Here is a 17,911-nt window from a genome sequence, read left to right on the forward strand (position 1 = left end):
CGGCCTCCACCGGACGCGGGCAACTTTGTATGCCGGTCTAGCCTTCGTTTTTGCAGGTAGGCCGGCCCAAATGGAGAAGGAAAAGATATGGCTCGTATAGCCGGCGTCAACATTCCGACCAACAAGCGCGTGGTCATCTCGCTTCAATACATTCACGGCATCGGCAAGAAGTTTGCCCAGGAAATCGTCGACAAGGTCGGCATTCCGGCGGACCGCCGCGTGAACCAGCTGACCGACGCGGAAGTGCTGCAGATTCGTGAAGCCATCGACCGCGACTACCAGGTCGAAGGCGACCTCCGCCGCGAAGTTTCGATGAACATCAAGCGCCTCATGGATCTTGGCTGCTACCGCGGTCTGCGCCATCGCCGCTCGCTGCCGGTTCGCGGCCAGCGCACGCATACCAATGCGCGCACCCGCAAGGGCCCGGCTAAGGCAATCCAGGGCAAGAAGAAGTAATTGAGCGAGTAGGGAATAGCGAATAGCGAATAGGATTTTCCCTATTCGCTACACACTATTCGCCATTCGCTTTGTAGGTGGAGCCGCTGGCATTACGGCGGTGTAGAGATCAACTGAAAGGACTATCATGGCCAAGGAAGCCGGTCGCGTTCGCCGTCGCGAACGTAAGAATATTTCCACGGGCGTTGCCCACGTCAATTCGACCTTCAACAACACGATGATCACCGTCACCGATGCGCAGGGCAATACCATTGCCTGGTCGTCGGCCGGCGCTCAGGGCTTCAAGGGCTCGCGCAAGTCGACCCCGTTCGCCGCCCAGATGGCTGCTGAAGACGTTGCCAAGAAGGCACAGGAACACGGCATGCGCATGCTCGAAGTCGAGGTCTGCGGACCCGGTTCGGGCCGTGAATCGGCGCTTCGCGCTTTGCAGGCCGCCGGCTTCACCATCACGTCGATCCGCGACGTTACGCCGATCCCGCACAATGGTTGCCGCCCGCGCAAGAAGCGCCGCGTCTAACCGATTGCAAGAATTGCCAGATGAGCGCCATGGGGCGCTCGTCTGTGGTTTCCAGGTCGCCCGTCACGATTGGATGGTGACAGGCTAACGAGGGAAGAAAAAATGATCCAGAAAAATTGGCAGGAACTGATCAAGCCAAACAAGATCGAGTTCTCGTCGAAGAAGAAGACGCTGACCACGCTGGTCGCCGAGCCGCTTGAGCGGGGCTTTGGCCTGACGCTCGGCAACGCGCTGCGTCGCGTGCTCTTGTCTTCGCTGCGCGGTGCCGCCGTTACCGCCGTGCAGATCGACGGTGTGCTGCATGAATTCTCGTCCATCGCCGGCGTGCGCGAGGACGTGACCGACATCGTGCTCAACATCAAGGAAATCGCCATCAAGATGGAAGGCGACGGCCCCAAGCGCATGGTCGTGCGCAAGCAGGGTCCGGGCGCTGTTCTGGCTGGCGACATCCAGACTGTCGGCGACGTCGAAATCCTCAATCCCGAGCATGTCATCTGCACGCTGGACGAGGGCGCTGAAATCCGCATGGAATTCACCGTCGACACCGGCAAGGGCTATGTGCCGGCAGACCGCAACCGCGCCGAAGACGCGCCGATCGGCCTTATCCCGGTCGATTCGCTCTATTCGCCGGTTCGCAAGGTGTCCTACAAGGTCGAGAACACCCGCGAGGGCCAGGTTCTCGACTATGACAAGCTGACCATGACGATCGACACCAACGGTTCGATCTCCGGTGAAGATGCGGTGGCTTTCGCCGCCCGCATCCTGCAGGACCAGCTTGGCCTGTTCGTCAATTTCGACGAGCCGCAGAAGGCGGTCGCCGAAGAGCAGGTTACCGAGCTTGCCTTCAATCCGGCGCTGCTCAAGAAGGTCGACGAACTGGAGCTTTCGGTGCGCTCGGCCAACTGCCTGAAGAACGACAACATCGTCTATATCGGCGACCTGATCCAGAAGACGGAAGCAGAGATGCTGCGCACCCCGAACTTCGGCCGCAAGTCGCTGAACGAGATCAAGGAAGTCCTGGCCGCGATGGGCCTGCACCTCGGCATGGAAGTGCCGGACTGGCCGCCGGAAAACATCGAAGACCTCGCCAAGCGTTACGAAGACCAATATTGAGCATGAATTCCGAGGGCCTGCGGCGTCAGCCGCCAGGCCCGACGGTCATGCGGAAAACCATCAGAGGCCGTGGCCTCTTGAACAGCTAAAGAAGGAAAAGAGCCATGCGCCACGGTTTCAAAGGCCGCCGTTTCTCCCGCAGTATCAGCCACCGCAAGTCGATGTTCGCGAACCTTGCCGTGTCGCTGATCGAGCACGAGCAGATCGTAACCACCCTGCCGAAGGCGAAGGATCTGCGTCCGATCGTCGAGAAGCTCGTTACGCTGGGCAAGCGCGGCGACCTGCATGCCCGCCGTCAGGTGATCGCGCAGATCGGCAATGAAGGCGTCGTCAAGCGCCTGTTCGACACCATTGCCCCGCGCTATGCCACCCGCAACGGCGGCTATCTGCGGATCATGAAGGCGGGCTTCCGCAAGGGCGACAATGCCGCCATGGCGGTGATCGAGTTCGTCGACCGCGATGCGTCGGCCAAGGGTGCCGTCGACCGCGCCCGCGTCGAGGCGGAAGGCAACGAGGAAGCGGCTGCATAAGCTTCTCCTTTCTTGAAACAGATCAAGGGGCCTTCGTGGCCCCTTTTTTGTTGCGCGACGACTGCGTAGATAGGGATGAAGCAGGAGATCGATCCATGCGCGCCCGCGTCCTTTATCTGTTTGCGTTCATGGCAAGCCTGTTGATGGCGGCGTCGGCCGTTTCAGCTCAAACGACAGGGAGGCAGGCCATGCTGCTTGAGGCCGTTCGTACGAATGATATTGCCCAACTCCGGGCCGCCATCGATGGCGGGGCGGATCTGGAAGCCCGCGATGGGCAGGGCCGTACCGCGCTGCTGCTGGCGACACACGCCGGTGCCGTCGATCTGGCCGGGTTGCTGATCAAAGCAGGAGCCGACGTTAACGCGAAGGATGAGATCCGGGACACGCCCTTTCTCTATGCCGGGGCCGAGGGGCGCGACGCTATCCTCAAGCTGATCCTCGCCACCGGCAAGGCCAATCTCGGCGATACCAACCGCTATGGCGGCACGGCGCTGATACCGGCTGCGCATCACGGCCATCCGTCCACGGTTTGCATTCTTCTGGCGAGCGATATCGACATTGACCACGTCAACGATCTTGGCTGGACGGCGCTATTGGAGGCCGTGATCCTGGGCGATGGCGGGCCGGTGCATCAGGAGATCGTCGGATTGCTGGTGGATGCGGGTGCCAAGGACATTGCCGACAGGCAAGGCAAGACGGCGCTGGATCATGCGCGCGCCATGGGCTTTGCCGAAATGGTCGCGCGGATCGAGACCGGCCGCCGGAACTGACGCTTCTCCGGGGCGCGCCCGAATAGGAAAGCAGCCCGTCGATCGTCATGGACGCGCAATGCTACCGTCATGCGCAGGTCATGCGCGTCCAACAAAACTGTCGCGGGCTATCCGAGACATTTTGAAGGAACTGACCTTATGACCCATTTTTCGCGCTACTCGCTGATGGCGAGCGTTGCCGCCGCAACCCTGCTTGCCGCCGGTGCCGGCTATTCGCAGGACGCTTCTGCGCTCGACGCTTACCTGACGCGCTCCGCGCAGGGAGACCTGAGCGAGCCGGGCGGCGCGCGGCGCATGACCGGCGACGCCACCGCTTCCTTGCAGAGCTACATCAATGACGGCGAAGTAAAGAATGTCATCCTGCTGATCGGTGACGGCATGGGCGATTCCGAGATCACCATCGCTCGCAACTATGCCGAGGGTGCGGGCGGCTTCTTCAAGGGCATCGACGCGCTGCCGATCACCGGCCAGTACACGCACTATGCCCTCGACAAGAAAACCGGCAAGCCGGACTACGTGACCGATTCCGCCGCCTCCGGTACCGCGTGGAGCAGTGGCGTGAAGACCTATAACGGTGCCATCGGCGTCGACATTCACGAAAAGCCGCACCCGACGCTGATCGAACTGGCAAAGGCCGCGGGCATCGGTACGGGCGACGTCTCGACCTCTGAGATACAGGATGCCACGCCGGCAGTTCTGTTTGCCCATGTCACAGGCCGCAAATGCTACGGCCCGGAAGCGACCAGCGAGAAATGCGCGTCGAACGCATTGGAAAACGGCGGTGCCGGCTCGATTTCGGAACAACTGTTGAATACGCGCGCCGATGTCGTGCTGGGCGGCGGTTCAAAATCCTTCGGGGAGGTGGCCAAGGCCGGCGACTGGAAGGACAAGACCCTGCTCGATCAGGCCAAGGAGCGCGGTTTCGTGCTCGTCGCCAATCTGGATGAGTTGAATGCCGTAACCGCCGCCAATCAGGACGCGCCGTTGCTGGGCCTGTTTACCGAGGGCAATATGCCGGTGCGGTGGAAGGGGCCGAAAGCCAGCCATCATGCCAACATCGATCAAGCGCCGGTTACCTGCGCGCCGAACGCCGAGCGCACTGCTTCGATCCCGACGCTTGCCGCGATGACCAGCAAGGCCATCGACCTGCTCAAGGGCAACGAAAAGGGCTTCTTCCTTCAGGTCGAGGGCGCTTCCATCGATAAGCAGGACCACGATGCCAACCCCTGCGGCCAGATCGGCGAGACGGTCGACCTCGACGAGGCCGTGCAGGTTGCCCTGGAATTCGCCAAGGCCGACGGCAAGACGCTGGTGATCGTGACCGCAGATCATGCGCATTCCAGCCAGATCATCCCCAACGACACAAAGGCTCCCGGTCTGTCGCAGGCGCTGACCACGAAGGACGGCGCGGTGATGTCGGTGAGCTACGGCAATTCGGAAGGCGATTCGCAGGAACATACCGGCGCGCAGCTGCGGGTTGCCGCTTTCGGTCCCCATGCCGCTAATTTTGCCGGCCTGACCGATCAGACGGACATGTTCTTCACGATCCGCGATGCGCTGAAGCTGGCCAACTGAGCAACGCGCCTCGGGCGCATCGGCGGGCCTTTTCCCGATCGCCGGTCGTCTGTTCGGGCATTCAGCCACTGAAAGAGCCTCCGGCCGTAAGGCTGGGGGCTTTTTAGCTTTATGGCCTTTCATTTTGCACAATCGTAACGACAATGGCGCGCGAATGGTTCGGAGGATTCGTGAATGCACTTTAAGCGGCTATCGCTGTTTGCGCTCTGCGCCTTGCTGGGCTTTGTTTCGGCGCCGACGACAAGGCCGGCCCATGCGGACGACAAGGGTCCGGGGCTTGCCGACGTGCTGACCGATCTGCTGCATGGCGTCGAAGGCGAGAACCCGACTGCCGGGCCGGACCGGCGAGTGCCGTTCGGCCGCGATGAAATCCAGTTGTCCTTCGCGCCGCTGGTCAAACAGACCGCGCCGGCCGTGGTCAACGTTTACGCTTCGCAGACGGCCAAGGTCGTCTCGCCGTTCGCGGGAGATCCGTTTTTCGAGCAATTCTTCGGGCGCTCGCAGCCGCGCGCGCAGTCCTCGCTCGGTTCGGGCGTGCTGGTTGATCCGTCGGGCATCGTCGTCACCAATTTCCACGTCATCAAGGATGCGGACGAGGTGAAGGTCGCGACCGCCGATGGGCGCGAATTCAACAGCAAGGTGTTGCTGAAGGACGAAACCCTGGACCTGGCCGTGCTCAAGATCGACAGCGACAAGCCATTCCCGGTTATCGCCATCGGCGATTCCGACGTGCTGGAGGTCGGCGACCTGGTGCTCGCCATCGGCAACCCGTTCGGCGTCGGCCAGACAACCACCAGCGGCATCGTCTCGGCCCTGGCGCGCAGCCACATCGGGGTTTCGGATTCCGGCTTTTTCATCCAGACCGATGCGGCGATCAATCCCGGTAATTCCGGCGGCGCGCTCATCAACATGGCCGGCCAGCTGGTCGGCATAAACACAGCCATCTATTCGCGCAGCGGCGGTTCCATCGGCATCGGGTTCGCCATCCCTTCGAACATGGTGCGCGCCTTCGCCGACGCGGCGGAGGCCGGGCGCGACTTCTTCGAACGGCCCTATCTGGGCGCGCAATTCGAGCCGGTGACGCCGCAGATCGCCGAATCTCTGGGCATGGAGGCGCCGGCGGGCGCGCTGGTTTCGTCGGTCACGGATGGCGGGCCAGCCGCCAAGGCCGGCCTCAAGCCGGGCGATGTCGTCTTGAAAATGAACGGGACGGCGCTGGAGAGCGTCGATGCGCTGGGATACAGGCTGGCCACGCAGTCGATCGGCGCAAAGGCTGCGTTCGACGTGCTGAGCAAGGGCCAGCAGGAAACGCTCGAGGTCGTTCTTGAACGCGCGCCAGAGGGTGCCAATTCGGTTGCCGTCACGCTTCGCGGCCGCAGCCCGTTTTCCGGTGCTCAGGTATCGGAATTGTCGCCCCGGCTTGCGCAGCGCCTGGGGATGCGTACCGACCTCACGGGCGTTACGGTGGTCAGCGTCAGTGCCGGTTCGCCCGCCGCCGATTTCGGCTTCCGGGTCGGCGATATCGTGCGGGAGGTGAACGGCGCCACCATCGACAGCGCCAAGACTTTGGAGCAGGCTGCGGCGCAGAGCACGCGCTGGTGGCGCTTTACCGTCGAGCGCGGTGGGCGGACATTGCGGCAGGTGTTGCGGTATTGACGAGAATTCATGGCCGATCTGTTCAGCGCCGATAAACCGGAAATGGGGCCAGCCGGCCGGCCCCTGGCCGACCGTCTACGCCCGAAAGACCTCGGCGAAGTCGTAGGCCAGGAGCACCTGACCGGAGAAGACGGCGCGCTTACGCGCATGATTGCGTCGGGTTCGCTCGGCTCGATGATTTTCTGGGGACCGCCGGGCACCGGCAAGACCACCGTGGCGCGCTTGCTTGCCGGCGAAACCAGCCTGGCCTTCGAGCAGATTTCGGCGGTCTTTTCCGGCGTCGCCGATCTCAAGAAAGTTTTCGAGGCAGCGCGCCTGCGCCGCACCAACGGCCGCCAGACGCTGCTTTTCGTCGACGAAATCCATCGCTTCAACCGTGCCCAGCAGGACGGCTTCCTGCCCGTGATGGAAGACGGCACGGTGGTTCTGGTTGGCGCGACCACGGAAAACCCGTCCTTCGAACTGAACGCGGCGCTGCTGTCGCGCGCGCGCGTACTGGTGTTCCATTCGCTGGGCGAGGACAGCATCGCCAAGCTTCTGGTGCGGGCCGAGGAGGCGGAAGGGCGTCCGCTGCCGCTCGATGACGAGGCGAGGGCGGTGCTGCTGCGCATGGCCGATGGCGACGGCCGCGCCTCGCTGACACTGGCCGAGGAAGTGTGGCGGGCGGCGAAGCCGGGGGAAGTGTTCGATGCCGAGGGTTTGCAGCGCATTGTCCAGCGTCGCGCGCCGATCTACGACAAGGGCCAGGACGGCCATTACAATCTGATTTCGGCGCTGCATAAATCGGTGCGCGGTTCCGACCCGGATGCAGCGCTCTACTATCTCGCCCGTATGTTCGACGCTGGCGAAGATCCGCTTTATCTCGGACGGCGGCTGGTGCGGATGGCGGTCGAGGATATCGGCCTTGCCGACCCGCAGGCGCTGGTGATCGCCAACGCCGCCAAGGACGCCTACGATTACCTTGGCTCGCCGGAGGGCGAACTGGCCTTCGCGCAGGCTTGCGTCTATCTGGCGACCGCGCCGAAATCCAACGCTGTCTATAAGGCGTTCAAGGCCGCCACCCGCGCCGCCAAGGAATATGGCTCACTGTTGCCGCCCAAGCATATCCTCAACGCGCCGACCAAGCTGATGAAGGAAGAGGACTACGGCTCCGGCTATCGCTACGACCACGACGAGCCGGAGGCCTTTTCCGGCCAAGATTATTTTCCCGAGAAGATGGGCCGGCGCAATTTCTACGATCCGCCGGAGCGCGGCTTCGAGCGCGATATCCGCAAGCGGCTCGATTATTGGGCAAAGCTTCGCAAGGAGCGGGAACGGTAGTTTCTACGGAGGCACCCCGCGCGAAAAATTTATCGCATGACCCCAAGGAATCTCCGATAGCTTTCGTCATACAGGCAAATGATGGCGATGATGCTTGACGAAAGCGAAGCCTCCGACAGCGAATTGGTCGGGCGCGCGAAGGGCGGAGACAGGGAGGCTTTCGGCACGCTGGTCGAGAGGCACTATGGCTTTGTTTATCGCGCGGCCTATCGCTGGTGCGGGAAGAAGGCCGATGCCGAGGACATCGCGCAGGACGTCTGTGCCAGGCTTGGCAAGGCCGTGCGGGATTATCGCGGCGGCGGTGCGTTCACGACGTGGCTCTATGCCGTGACACTGAACGCGGCGCGCGATCATGCGCGCAAGACCGCCCGCGAAACGGCCAAGACCTCCGCTTACGGCGTGCAGGCGCTGATTTCCGGGGAGGGGCCGGAAGAGCATGACGACCCTGCGGAAGCCTTGTGGGCGGCGGTGCGCCAGCTTCCCGACAAGCAGCGCGATGCGGTGACGCTGGTTTATGGCGAAGGCGTTTCGCATGCGGTCGCGGCAGAGGCGATGGCGATCTCTGAGACAACGGTTTCCTGGCACATCCATGAAGCGAAGAAACGGCTGAAGGTGCTGATGCGGCAGGCCGGGGAAGTGTGACCATGGTCGACGACAATGAATTGAACGGCTTGCGCGCCAGCGCAGTTCCCGCCCCGGCAGGGAAGGCCAAGGCGCGTGCGCTTCGGGCGGCAATGGCCGCTTATGACGACAATTTTTCTGCGCCACCCAAAGGATCGCCTGCCGGGCCGCGTCTCATCCAGCGAGCACAAAAGCTCTGGAGAGAGACAATGCAGAAGAAACTGATCGCCGCGCCTGCCATCGCAGGGCTCCTGGCCTTGCCCATTGCAGGCTACGCTACCTTTTACCTGATGGACGGATCGCCCTTCAATTTCGGCGGCAAGGAAGTCGTCACCGAACCGCTCGCCGACAAGCCCGCTGCGGTTGCACCGGTAAAGCAGGCGGTTGCGGAAACCGAAGCGAGCCACGATTTGCCGGCTGTCCAGGCCCAAGCCAATACGGAGGCCAAGGCTTCTGCTGACACGCTGCGGCAGGACGAGCCGGCACAGGCCGTACAGCCCGCGCCGATGGCCAACGAAGGCGTGGCGGGTTTGGTACGCAACCGTGGCGTTGTCGGCCAAACGCTGATGGCCCAGCCGTCCTTTGCGCCCATGCCCGCACCGGCGGATGTGCAGATGCCACAAGTGGAAAACCGCGATCGCATCGAGGATTTCAAGACCAACCCGGTGCGCTCGGCGCTTGAAAACCCGGTATCGACCTTCTCGATCGACGTCGATACGGCGTCTTATTCCTTCGTGCGCCGCTCGCTCAAGGAAGGGCTGCTGCCGCAGGCCGACACGGTGCGCGTCGAGGAAATGATCAATTATTTCCCTTATGACTGGAAGGGGCCGGACAGTGCGGCGACGCCGTTCAATTCGACGGTCAGCGTCATGCCGACGCCATGGAACCAGCACAGCAAGCTGCTGCATGTCGCCATCAAGGGCTACGATGTGCTGCCGGCAACGCAGCCGAAGGCAAATCTGGTCTTTTTGATCGATGTGTCCGGATCGATGAATGCGCCCGACAAGCTGCCGCTGCTGCAATCGGCCTTCCGGCTGCTGGTCAACAGGCTGAAGGCGGACGATACCGTATCGATCGTCACCTATGCCGGCGATGCGGGCGTCGTTCTGGAGCCGACCAGGGCTTCGGACAAGGACAAGATTTTACGCGCCATCGACACGCTGAAGCCGGGCGGCTCGACCGCCGGCGAGGCGGGTATTCGCGAGGCCTATCGGCTCGCTGAAAAATCCTTCGTCAAGGATGGCGTCAACCGGGTGATGCTGGCGACCGACGGCGATTTCAATGTCGGCCAGAGCGACGATGACGATCTGAAGCGGTTGATCGAGCAGGAGCGCAAGAGCGGCGTTTTCCTGTCGGTGTTCGGCTTCGGACGCGGCAACCTCAACGACAAGATGATGCAGACCATCGCCCAGAACGGCAACGGCACCGCCGCCTATATCGACACGCTGGCCGAGGCCGAGAAGGTGCTGGTGCAGGATGCTTCCTCGACGCTGTTCACCATCGCCAAGGACGTGAAGATCCAGGTCGAGTTCAACCCGCAAAAAGTGTCGGAGTATCGGCTGATCGGCTATGAGACGCGCGCGCTCAACCGCGAGGATTTCAACAATGACCGCGTCGATGCCGGCGAAATCGGCTCCGGTCATTCGGTGACGGCGATCTACGAAATCACGCCGAAGGGCAGCGGCGGCGAGCAGATCGACAGTTTGCGCTACGGCCAGGCGGCGGTCGACAATGGCGGCGTCGCCAATGCGGATGAATATGCCTTCGTCAAAATCCGCTACAAGCTGCCGAACGGGGATTTTTCCAAGCTGATCACGACGCCGGTGACGCCGGCCAACGAGGTGAAATCCTTCGATGAGGCGAGCGCCGACCAGCGTTTCTCGGTTGCGGTCGCTGCCTTCGGCCAAAAACTGCGCGACGAGGATGCGACGGCGAAGTTCGGTTACGACAGGATCATGGAGATCGCCTCTGCCGCCCGGGGGGCCGATCCGTTCGGCTACAGGTCCGAATTCCTTTCTCTCGTGCGCCTTGCCTCGGCGCTTGGAGAACCCCGGTAGAAAACGAGATGGACCGGCAAGGATCTTACCTTGCCGGCTTTTTCAACGGATCGATAAAAAGCGACGGGCCGAGGGTACGGCTTCTCAACGCTTCCGATTCTATCTGGGCCTGTGCAAGCGTTTGAGGGAGCCAAATTGAACATCTACGGTTCGTTGCCTGAAATTGTCGACAAGGTGGCTCCCCTGGCAGGTGGCAGGAGCCACGCTTTGGCGAGTGATGCGAAGCCGAGCGAGGCCAAGCGCCATGCTGGCGATGTCGAGGCAGCCAGGAGCACCGCGCTGTCGGCGTTAAAGAATGACCGTTTCGGCACGATGCTGGCGCAAATCTTCGACCCGGGCACCTCGGGCGCTCTGGTGACCATGCAGCCCGACGCCACCAGCACCGACTTCAAATCGGTTCTATCGAGCTACGCCGAAAACGGCGAATAGGGTTCAGGCGCGCTCGCGCCGCCGCGCCCGACGCCCTTCCGCCGTTTCCACCGTATTTGCCTGTGCCGCCTTGTTGCGCAGCGGTCCGATGCGCTCGACGATCGTTTCGACGGTCGGGCGGCTTTGCCTTGTATGCGTGTCGAGGGCCTTGCGCATGGCGGCCAGATGCTCGAACGACGTGCCGCAGCAGCCGCCGATGATTTTCGCGCCGCTATCCACCGCCAGCCGCACATAATCGGACATCAGTTCCGGCGTTCCGGAATAGAAGATTTCCGATCCCCGGAATTCGGGGATGCCGCAATTGCCCTTGACGATCACGGTCGCTTCCGGCTTCGCCTCGGTCATGTCGAGCAGCGAGGCGAGAATGTCCGACGCGCCGACGCCGCAATTGGCCCCGACGCCGATGGGTGCCGCGAGACCGTCAACGACGCCATGGATGTCCTTGGGCAGCAGACCCATCATGGTGCGCCCGGCAGTATCGAACGAGCCGGTATAGGTGTAGGGCAGGCCGACGCGAATGGCGGCTTCGGCTGCCGCGCGGATTTCGTCGGGAGCCGACATGGTCTCGATCCAGGCGACTTCCGCACCACCTTCCTTCAGGCCCTCGATCTGCTCGGCGAAGGCTTCCACGGCCTCGTCATAGGTCATCGCGCCGAGCGGCACGAGCAGTTCGCCCGTCGGGCCGACGGAACCCGCGACAATGACCTTGCGGCCGGCCTTGTCGGCAACGGCGCGCGCGATTTCGGCGGCGCGCTTGTTCAACGCATGGACGCGGCCTTGCGCGTTGTGAAGCTTCAGCCGGTGCCGGGTGCCGCCAAAGGAATTGGTGAGGATGATGTCCGCGCCGGCATCGACAAAACCCTGATGCAGGCTGGTGATGGTGTCTGGCGCGCTTTCGTTGAGCAGTTCGGGCGCTTCGCCGGCCTGCAGCCCCATGGCGAACAGGTTGGTGCCGGTGGCGCCGTCAGCCAGAAGCACGCCCTTCTCAGCCAGTAGTGCGTCGATCGGGTTGGTCATGACGGATATCCCTTTGGGAAAATTTCCTTGAGATAATGATATAAGGAAGTCTTTATATCTCGTCAATATCCAGCCTTGGCGCTGGCCGATGTTTTCATTCGTCAAAACGGGTGTCGGCAAGCCCGAGGGCGAAGGCAGCCGCTTCATGGGCATTGATGTCGGCGGCGCGGATCAGATTGTCGAAATGACGGGTCAGGGTCTGGATCGGGGCCGTGGCGTTCAAGACGAGATACATGTCGCCGACATAGATGGCGGCGCGGTACGGGCCGAAGATCGTATAGGGGATCGAGTAGCGCTGCCTTCCATCATATAGAAACAGGCGGAAGGTCGGGTAGAGTTCGTCCAGCAGGGTCGCCATATGGCGAAGCTGCTCGCGGCGATCAGCCTCCGGAAAGCCGCTCCAGACGCCCAGCCCACGCGCGAAGATTTCCAGTGTGTGGCGCGGCATGCAGACTTCCATGTCGGTTTCTGGCCGCCGGTTATAGTCGATGCGGTACTGCGTTTCGCCGATCTGCGCCTCGCGGCTACGATTGGCGATGCCGGATTCGTAGTCGACCAGCGCCTCGGTGCGCAGCAGGTCCGGGATGCCGGCGGGCACGTAGCGGATTTTGGTGCCAAGCGCCTCCGCGTGCCAGCGGGCCAGCAGGGTCCGGTTGAAGCTGCCTGAAGCCTCCTCGATCTCCAGGCTTTCGCGGATTTCACCGGTGACGCCCTCGTCGTGGCTGAGGCCGAGCAGCCAATCAAGCGAGACCTTGAATTCGGCCGCGATGTTGAGCAGCGTTTCGGCGCGCGGCAGGCGGGTGGAGGCGCCGGACAGAAGTTGCGACAGTGCCGAGCGGTCGATGCCGGCTGCTGCCGCAAATGCCGATTGGTTCAGGTCCGAGCGCGTCAGCAGCATTTTCAGCCGCGTGCGGAACAGGGTCGACAGGTCGCGCTTGTCCATTTTCATGCCTCATGGAGTGAGGATAAATTTGCGCCCACTGGGGCGGATGGGCCTTCGGGCCATAAATGAATCTCAACATATGTTCACTATGCATAACATTTGCTGTCTAAGATGCGCAATGTCACCATTATGTGCGCATTATCGCATTGTTACCGCCGAACCATCCTGACACAATGCTGTCAGGAAGTCGGACCGTTTCCGGCGTTGGGGCAGTTGATACGATGAGAAATATCGGCGAGAGCCGCAGAAGGACACGGGCTATCGAATGGCCGACGGTGCTTCTTGCGATATTCTGCTATGGCATGTGGCTGGTGGCCGGCCTGCTGATATGGCCTGAATGGCCACTGCTTTCGCTTGTCATCCTGACGGTGATGGTGGCCTTGCAATCGTCGCTCGTTCACGAAGTGCTGCATGGCCATCCGACCCGCAATGCGCTGGTCAATGAGGCATTCGTGTTCCTGCCGATCGGACTGGTCTGGCCGTTCCGCCGGTTCAAGACCCTGCATCTGCGCCACCATTGCGACGAGCGCCTGACCGACCCGCTCGACGACCCTGAAAGCTATTATCAGGCGCTGTGGCATCACGACGGAATGCCTGCGGCGATGAAGCTCCTGCTGAAGATCAACAACACCATGGCGGGGCGTTTCGTGCTGGGGCCATGGCTTGCGGTCATCGGCTTCGTCATCGACGATTGCCGGCAGATGCTGGCGGGCGACAAAGCTATCCGCAAGGCATGGCTGCTGCATGGGATCGGCCTCGCCATTGTGCTGCCGGTCGTGACAATGGTCTTTCAGATGCCGCTATGGCTCTACATTCTGGTGCCCGTCTGGCTCGGCAACTCGCTGATCGCCATCCGCACCTTTGCCGAGCATCAGTGGTCGGAACGACCGGAAGGGCGGACGATCATTGTCGAGCGCTCGCCTCTTTCTCTGCTGTTTCTCAACAACAATTTGCACTTCGTGCACCACAACAGCCCGACCGTGCCATGGTACGGTTTGCCGAAACTGTTTCGCGACCGCCGTGAGTATTGGCTCAAGGCCAATAACGGGTATGTCTATCCGAATTATATGGCGCTGGTGAAAGCCTACGCGTTCCGCGCGAAGGAGCCGGTGGTGCATCCTGCGCTGCGCCGTTCGCCGGAGCCGGGCAGGGCGTTCCAGCCGCGCATGCGCGAGGCCCACCAACTGAACGGACTGGGCACCGCGCCCATACCCGCGGAGCCGCCGAAAGAATGATTTTGCGGGTTTCCGGCTGGTGAGGGGCGCCCGGACCTTGTCATTTCAATCGAAAAGCGGTGACGTCGCGGCATGAGCGAATTTCTTGCAGCTTTGCCGATGTATGACTGGCCCGAAGTTGTGGGCGAAACCGACGCGCAATGGGTTCGGTTGCGTGATGGATTGCGGCGCGGAGGCATCGACGCGCCGGAAAAGCTTGTTCGCCGCAATGCCGATATGTCGCCGGTCCCGGGCGGCATACGCGATGCATCCGGCCCGCCGCTCGCGCCCGACCCGGCAACGCTGCCACCGGATGAACTCGACTTCCATGCCCTGTGGACGCATCCTGCCCTGTTGTTCACGCAAACCTGCTGGGGTCCGCTGGGGCAGGGGCTGGAACGGCATGTGCGGGTAATCGGGCAGCCGGATTACTCGGCATTTGAGGGTGGGCAAGGAGCGCTCTATTCGAGCGCGGTGGTGATGCGGCGGGGCGAACCTTCCCTCGCGGGCGTGTCGCCTCCGTCCGATGGCGAAGCTGTGCTGCCGCTCTCCCTTCTGAGGGGCCGTCGCCTTGCCTTCAATAGCACCGACTCCATGTCGGGTATTCTTGCACTGACGCGCGATCTGGAAGCGATGGGCGAAACGCTCGACATATTTGCGGAGCGCATCGAGAGCGGCGGGCACCGGGCGTCTATCGTCGCGGTCGCCGAAGGCCGGGCGGATGTCGCGACCATCGATTGCCGAAGCCTGGCGCTGGCGCAACGCTTCGATCCGGCCGCGCGGTATGTCCAGATCGTGGGCTGGACGGCGCGGTGCAAGGGCCTGCCGTTTATCACCGCACGCACGACACCGGTTGAGACCATCGGCAGTTTGCGCAAAGCGCTATCCGCTGCCGGCATGCTTGCTGACTGAGGTCCGGCTGCCATTCTAAGTGCCGTCGTCCTCGGGCTTGTCCCGAGGATCTAACCGCGTCGACGATTGTGATCGCCCCCGATTTCACCAGCGGGCGCAGACCCTCGGGACAAGCCCGAGGGTGACGATCACGGGATAGCCTGGCCTTTCCCTAACCTCGCATCTTTTCGCCGGCCGGATCGAAGGGCGGTTCGACATTGATACGGGCGGGGCGGCGTTGTCCCAAAATCTCGATCTCGAACAAGCCCGCGCTCTCGTTTGCAGACAGAGCGGCGGGCACATAGCCCTGCGCCATCGACTTCTCAACATAGTGCGCATAGCCGCCGGACGTCACCCAGCCGACGACGCGCCAATCGCCGTCAACGATGCCGCGTACGGCCGATGCGCCTTCCGCTGCCGTCGAGCCGCGCACTTCCTTGCCGGTGGCATCGAAGCGCGGTGCGCCGTAGCCATGCGGCTTTTCGACGGTGCCGTAGTCGGTCGAAACCTTCGCCCAGATCGGTTCGTCGCCCATCACGTCGGCGTCGAGCGCATCGACGATGAAGGAAACGCGGCGCAGCTTCGGCCCTTCGGCCTGCTCTTTTGCGGCCGCCTCGCGGCCAATAAAATCGTTCTTCTCCATCCTGGTGAAGCGATCCATCGCGCCTTCGAACGGCCCGTAGATCGGGCGAAGCTCGCGGAACCAGGTCGGGAAATTCTTTTCCAGCCGCATGGACAGCAGCGCGCGCATACCGAAATCGACCAGGCCGAATTCCTCGCCTGCCTCCTTGATCGCCTTGTACACGAGCCGCTCATAGGCGGGGGCCATCCAGATTTCGTAGCCGAGATCGCCGCTATAGGTGATGCGGTTGACGATCGCCGGCGCGCCGCCGACGGCCATCTCGCGGAAGTCCATGAAGCGGAAGTTCTTGGTCGAAACATCGACATCGACCAGCTTTTGCAGCAGCGCCTGGGCATTCGGGCCGGCGATGGAAAGGCCGACCAGCGTCTGGTCGAAGCGGTGCAGCCGCACCGAGCCGTCCTTCGGCAACTGCTTTTCGAACCAGCGCATGTGGTATTTCGCGGCGGCCGACGAGCCCCAGATCATGAAGCGGTCTTCGGCTGCCTTGGCGATGGTGAAGTCGCCGATGAGTTTGCCGAACTCGTTGAGCATCGGCGTCAGCACCAGCCGGCCTTTTTTCGGCATGCGGTTGGTCATCAAACGATTCAGGAAATCCTCCGAACCCGCTCCAGTGACTTCATATTTGGCGAAGTTGGCGATCTCGGTGACGCCGACGCTTTTACGCGTGGCGCGGACTTCTTCACCGATCGGGCCGAAATCGTTGGAGCGGCGGAAGGAAACGACATCCTTCGGTTCGGTGCCCTTCGGCGCGAACCAGAGCGGGGTTTCCAGGCCCCACGAATCGCCCATGACGGCGTTGTTGGCGAGCATGGTGTCGTAGAGCGGCGTCGTCTGCGCCGGTCGTGCGGCGGGCAGTTCCTCGTTGGGGAAGCGGATCGAGAAGCGCCGCGAATAGTTTTCGCGCACCTTGGCGTTGGTGTAGCGAAGGCTGGCCCATTCGCCCCAGCGCGCCACGTCCATGCCCCAGACGTCGAAGCCGGGATCGCCATTGACCATCCAGTTCGACAGCGCCAGCCCGACGCCGCCACCTTGGCTGAAACCGGCCATGACGCCGCACGCTACCCAAAAATTGGTCAGGCCCTGCACCGGCCCGACCAGCGGGTTGCCGTCCGGCGCGAAGGTGAAGGGGCCGTTGATGACCTGCTTGATGCCGGCATTGGCGATGCCCGGAAAATGCTTGAAGCCCAGTTCCAGCGACGGCGCGATGCGGTCGAGGTCGGGGGCCAGCAATTCATGGCCGAAATCCCACGGCGTGTTGACCGGCGACCACGGCTTGCAGGCCTTCTCATAGGTGCCGAGCAGGATGCCGTTGCGCTCCTGGCGGGTGTAGATCTCGCCCTTGAAATCGAGCACGCCGACCATTTCGCGGCCGGTCGATTTGTTGAACTCTTCGACCTCCGGCATCGGCTCGGTCAGCAGGTACATGTGCTCCATGGCCAGGACCGGCAGTTCGACGCCGACCATGCGGCCGATCTCGCGCGCCCACAGGCCGCCGCAATTGACGACATGCTCGGCCTTCACCGTGCCTTGTTCGGTGATGACGTTCCAGGTGCCGTCCGGCTCCTGCGTCAGTTCCTTGACCGGATTGCGCAGCACGATTTCCGCACCCAGCTTCTTCGCCGCCTTGGAATAGGCGATGGTGGTGCCGGACGGATCGAGATGGCCTTCGACCGGGTCCCACATGGCGCCGACGAAGTGCTTTTCGTCCATCAGCGGGAACATAGCCTTGGCTTCGGAAGGCGTGATAAGTTCGGTATCCATGCCGAGATAGCGGCCCTTGGCGTGAGCCAGCCGCAGAAAGTCCATGCGCTCGGGCGTGTCGGCCAGCATGACGCCGCCGGTCAGGTGCAGCGAGCAGGACTGGCCGGAAACCTCCTCCAGTTCCTTGTAGAGCTGCACCGTATAGGCCTGCAGCTTGGCGACGTTGGGATCGCCGTTCAGTGTGTGGAAGCCGCCGGCCGCGTGCCAGGACGAGCCGGAAGTGAGTTCCGAACGCTCGATCAGCATGATGTCGGTCCAGCCCGCCTTGGCCAGATGGTAGAGAACCGAACAGCCGACGACACCGCCGCCGATAACAACCGCTTTAACGTGAGATTTCATCGTGTTGAGGCTTTCGATCTAGAAAGTGAATCAAGTTGGGATTGACCCTCTGGTTTGGG

At 62.3% G+C, this 17,911-nt stretch carries 16 protein-coding genes; 13 read left to right on the plus strand and 3 right to left on the minus strand.

The features are described from left to right. Window positions 1-87: 87 nt before the first annotated feature. The 11 genes from rpsM to ACX3P1_RS10935 all read left to right on the plus strand — a co-directional run bounded on the left by rpsM (window position 88) and on the right by ACX3P1_RS10935 (window position 11,044). Window positions 88-456 (plus strand): 30S ribosomal protein S13, encoded by a 369-nt coding sequence (gene rpsM / locus ACX3P1_RS10885; protein ID WP_459079590.1) that lies wholly within the window; start codon window positions 88-90, stop codon window positions 454-456. A 127-nt stretch (window positions 457-583) separates the two neighbouring features. Further along, on the plus strand, window positions 584-973 hold the full coding sequence (gene rpsK, locus ACX3P1_RS10890; RefSeq protein ID WP_056108931.1) for a 30S ribosomal protein S11: 390 nt from the start codon (window positions 584-586) through the stop codon (window positions 971-973). Window positions 974-1,075: 102 nt separating this feature from the next. Further along, window positions 1,076-2,086: a DNA-directed RNA polymerase subunit alpha gene (locus tag ACX3P1_RS10895; RefSeq protein ID WP_459079591.1), complete on the plus strand. Its 1,011-nt coding sequence runs from the start codon at window positions 1,076-1,078 to the stop codon at window positions 2,084-2,086. Between the two features lie 104 nt (window positions 2,087-2,190). Next, window positions 2,191-2,616 (plus strand): 50S ribosomal protein L17, encoded by a 426-nt coding sequence (gene rplQ, locus ACX3P1_RS10900; protein WP_459079592.1) that lies wholly within the window; start codon window positions 2,191-2,193, stop codon window positions 2,614-2,616. Window positions 2,617-2,711: 95 nt separating this feature from the next. Next, a complete protein-coding gene (locus tag ACX3P1_RS10905) occupies window positions 2,712-3,386 on the plus strand; it encodes an ankyrin repeat domain-containing protein (RefSeq protein ID WP_459079593.1) in 675 nt (224 codons plus the stop codon). A 138-nt stretch (window positions 3,387-3,524) separates the two neighbouring features. Further along, the gene (phoA, locus tag ACX3P1_RS10910; RefSeq protein WP_459079594.1) at window positions 3,525-4,961 is read left to right on the plus strand and encodes an alkaline phosphatase; all 1,437 of its coding nucleotides are present in this window, start codon (window positions 3,525-3,527) and stop codon (window positions 4,959-4,961) included. 174 nt (window positions 4,962-5,135) lie between these two features. Next, window positions 5,136-6,617 carry a DegQ family serine endoprotease gene (locus ACX3P1_RS10915; RefSeq protein ID WP_459079595.1) on the plus strand — a complete coding sequence of 494 codons (1,482 nt, stop codon included), beginning with the start codon at window positions 5,136-5,138 and terminating at the stop codon, window positions 6,615-6,617. 9 nt (window positions 6,618-6,626) lie between these two features. Next, a complete protein-coding gene (locus tag ACX3P1_RS10920) occupies window positions 6,627-7,937 on the plus strand; it encodes a replication-associated recombination protein A (protein ID WP_459079596.1) in 1,311 nt (436 codons plus the stop codon). An 81-nt stretch (window positions 7,938-8,018) separates the two neighbouring features. After that, a complete protein-coding gene (locus tag ACX3P1_RS10925) occupies window positions 8,019-8,579 on the plus strand; it encodes an RNA polymerase sigma factor (RefSeq protein ID WP_459079649.1) in 561 nt (186 codons plus the stop codon). A gap of 2 nt (window positions 8,580-8,581) precedes the next feature. Continuing rightward, window positions 8,582-10,615 carry a vWA domain-containing protein gene (locus tag ACX3P1_RS10930; protein ID WP_459079597.1) on the plus strand — a complete coding sequence of 678 codons (2,034 nt, stop codon included), beginning with the start codon at window positions 8,582-8,584 and terminating at the stop codon, window positions 10,613-10,615. A 135-nt stretch (window positions 10,616-10,750) separates the two neighbouring features. Then, window positions 10,751-11,044 carry a hypothetical protein gene (locus ACX3P1_RS10935; protein WP_459079598.1) on the plus strand — a complete coding sequence of 98 codons (294 nt, stop codon included), beginning with the start codon at window positions 10,751-10,753 and terminating at the stop codon, window positions 11,042-11,044. A 3-nt stretch (window positions 11,045-11,047) separates the two neighbouring features. On the opposite strand, the gene bmt is transcribed toward ACX3P1_RS10935, so the two are convergent. Further along, the gene (gene bmt, locus ACX3P1_RS10940) at window positions 11,048-12,061 is read right to left on the minus strand and encodes a betaine--homocysteine S-methyltransferase (RefSeq protein WP_459079599.1); all 1,014 of its coding nucleotides are present in this window, start codon (window positions 12,059-12,061) and stop codon (window positions 11,048-11,050) included. Between the two features lie 94 nt (window positions 12,062-12,155). Next, window positions 12,156-13,004: a helix-turn-helix domain-containing protein gene (locus ACX3P1_RS10945; protein ID WP_459079600.1), complete on the minus strand. Its 849-nt coding sequence runs from the start codon at window positions 13,002-13,004 to the stop codon at window positions 12,156-12,158. A gap of 221 nt (window positions 13,005-13,225) precedes the next feature. On the opposite strand from ACX3P1_RS10945, the gene ACX3P1_RS10950 reads away from it, so the two are divergent. After that, a complete protein-coding gene (locus ACX3P1_RS10950; protein ID WP_459079601.1) occupies window positions 13,226-14,239 on the plus strand; it encodes a fatty acid desaturase in 1,014 nt (337 codons plus the stop codon). Between the two features lie 72 nt (window positions 14,240-14,311). Beyond that, entirely contained in the window at window positions 14,312-15,130 is an 819-nt protein-coding gene (locus ACX3P1_RS10955) for a phosphate/phosphite/phosphonate ABC transporter substrate-binding protein (protein ID WP_459079602.1), read from the plus strand. 151 nt (window positions 15,131-15,281) lie between these two features. On the opposite strand, the gene ACX3P1_RS10960 is transcribed toward ACX3P1_RS10955, so the two are convergent. Continuing rightward, window positions 15,282-17,852 (minus strand): GcvT family protein, encoded by a 2,571-nt coding sequence (locus tag ACX3P1_RS10960; protein WP_459079603.1) that lies wholly within the window; start codon window positions 17,850-17,852, stop codon window positions 15,282-15,284. Window positions 17,853-17,911 lie beyond the last annotated feature (59 nt).

It is taken from the genome of Mesorhizobium sp. A623 (assembly GCF_054489405.1).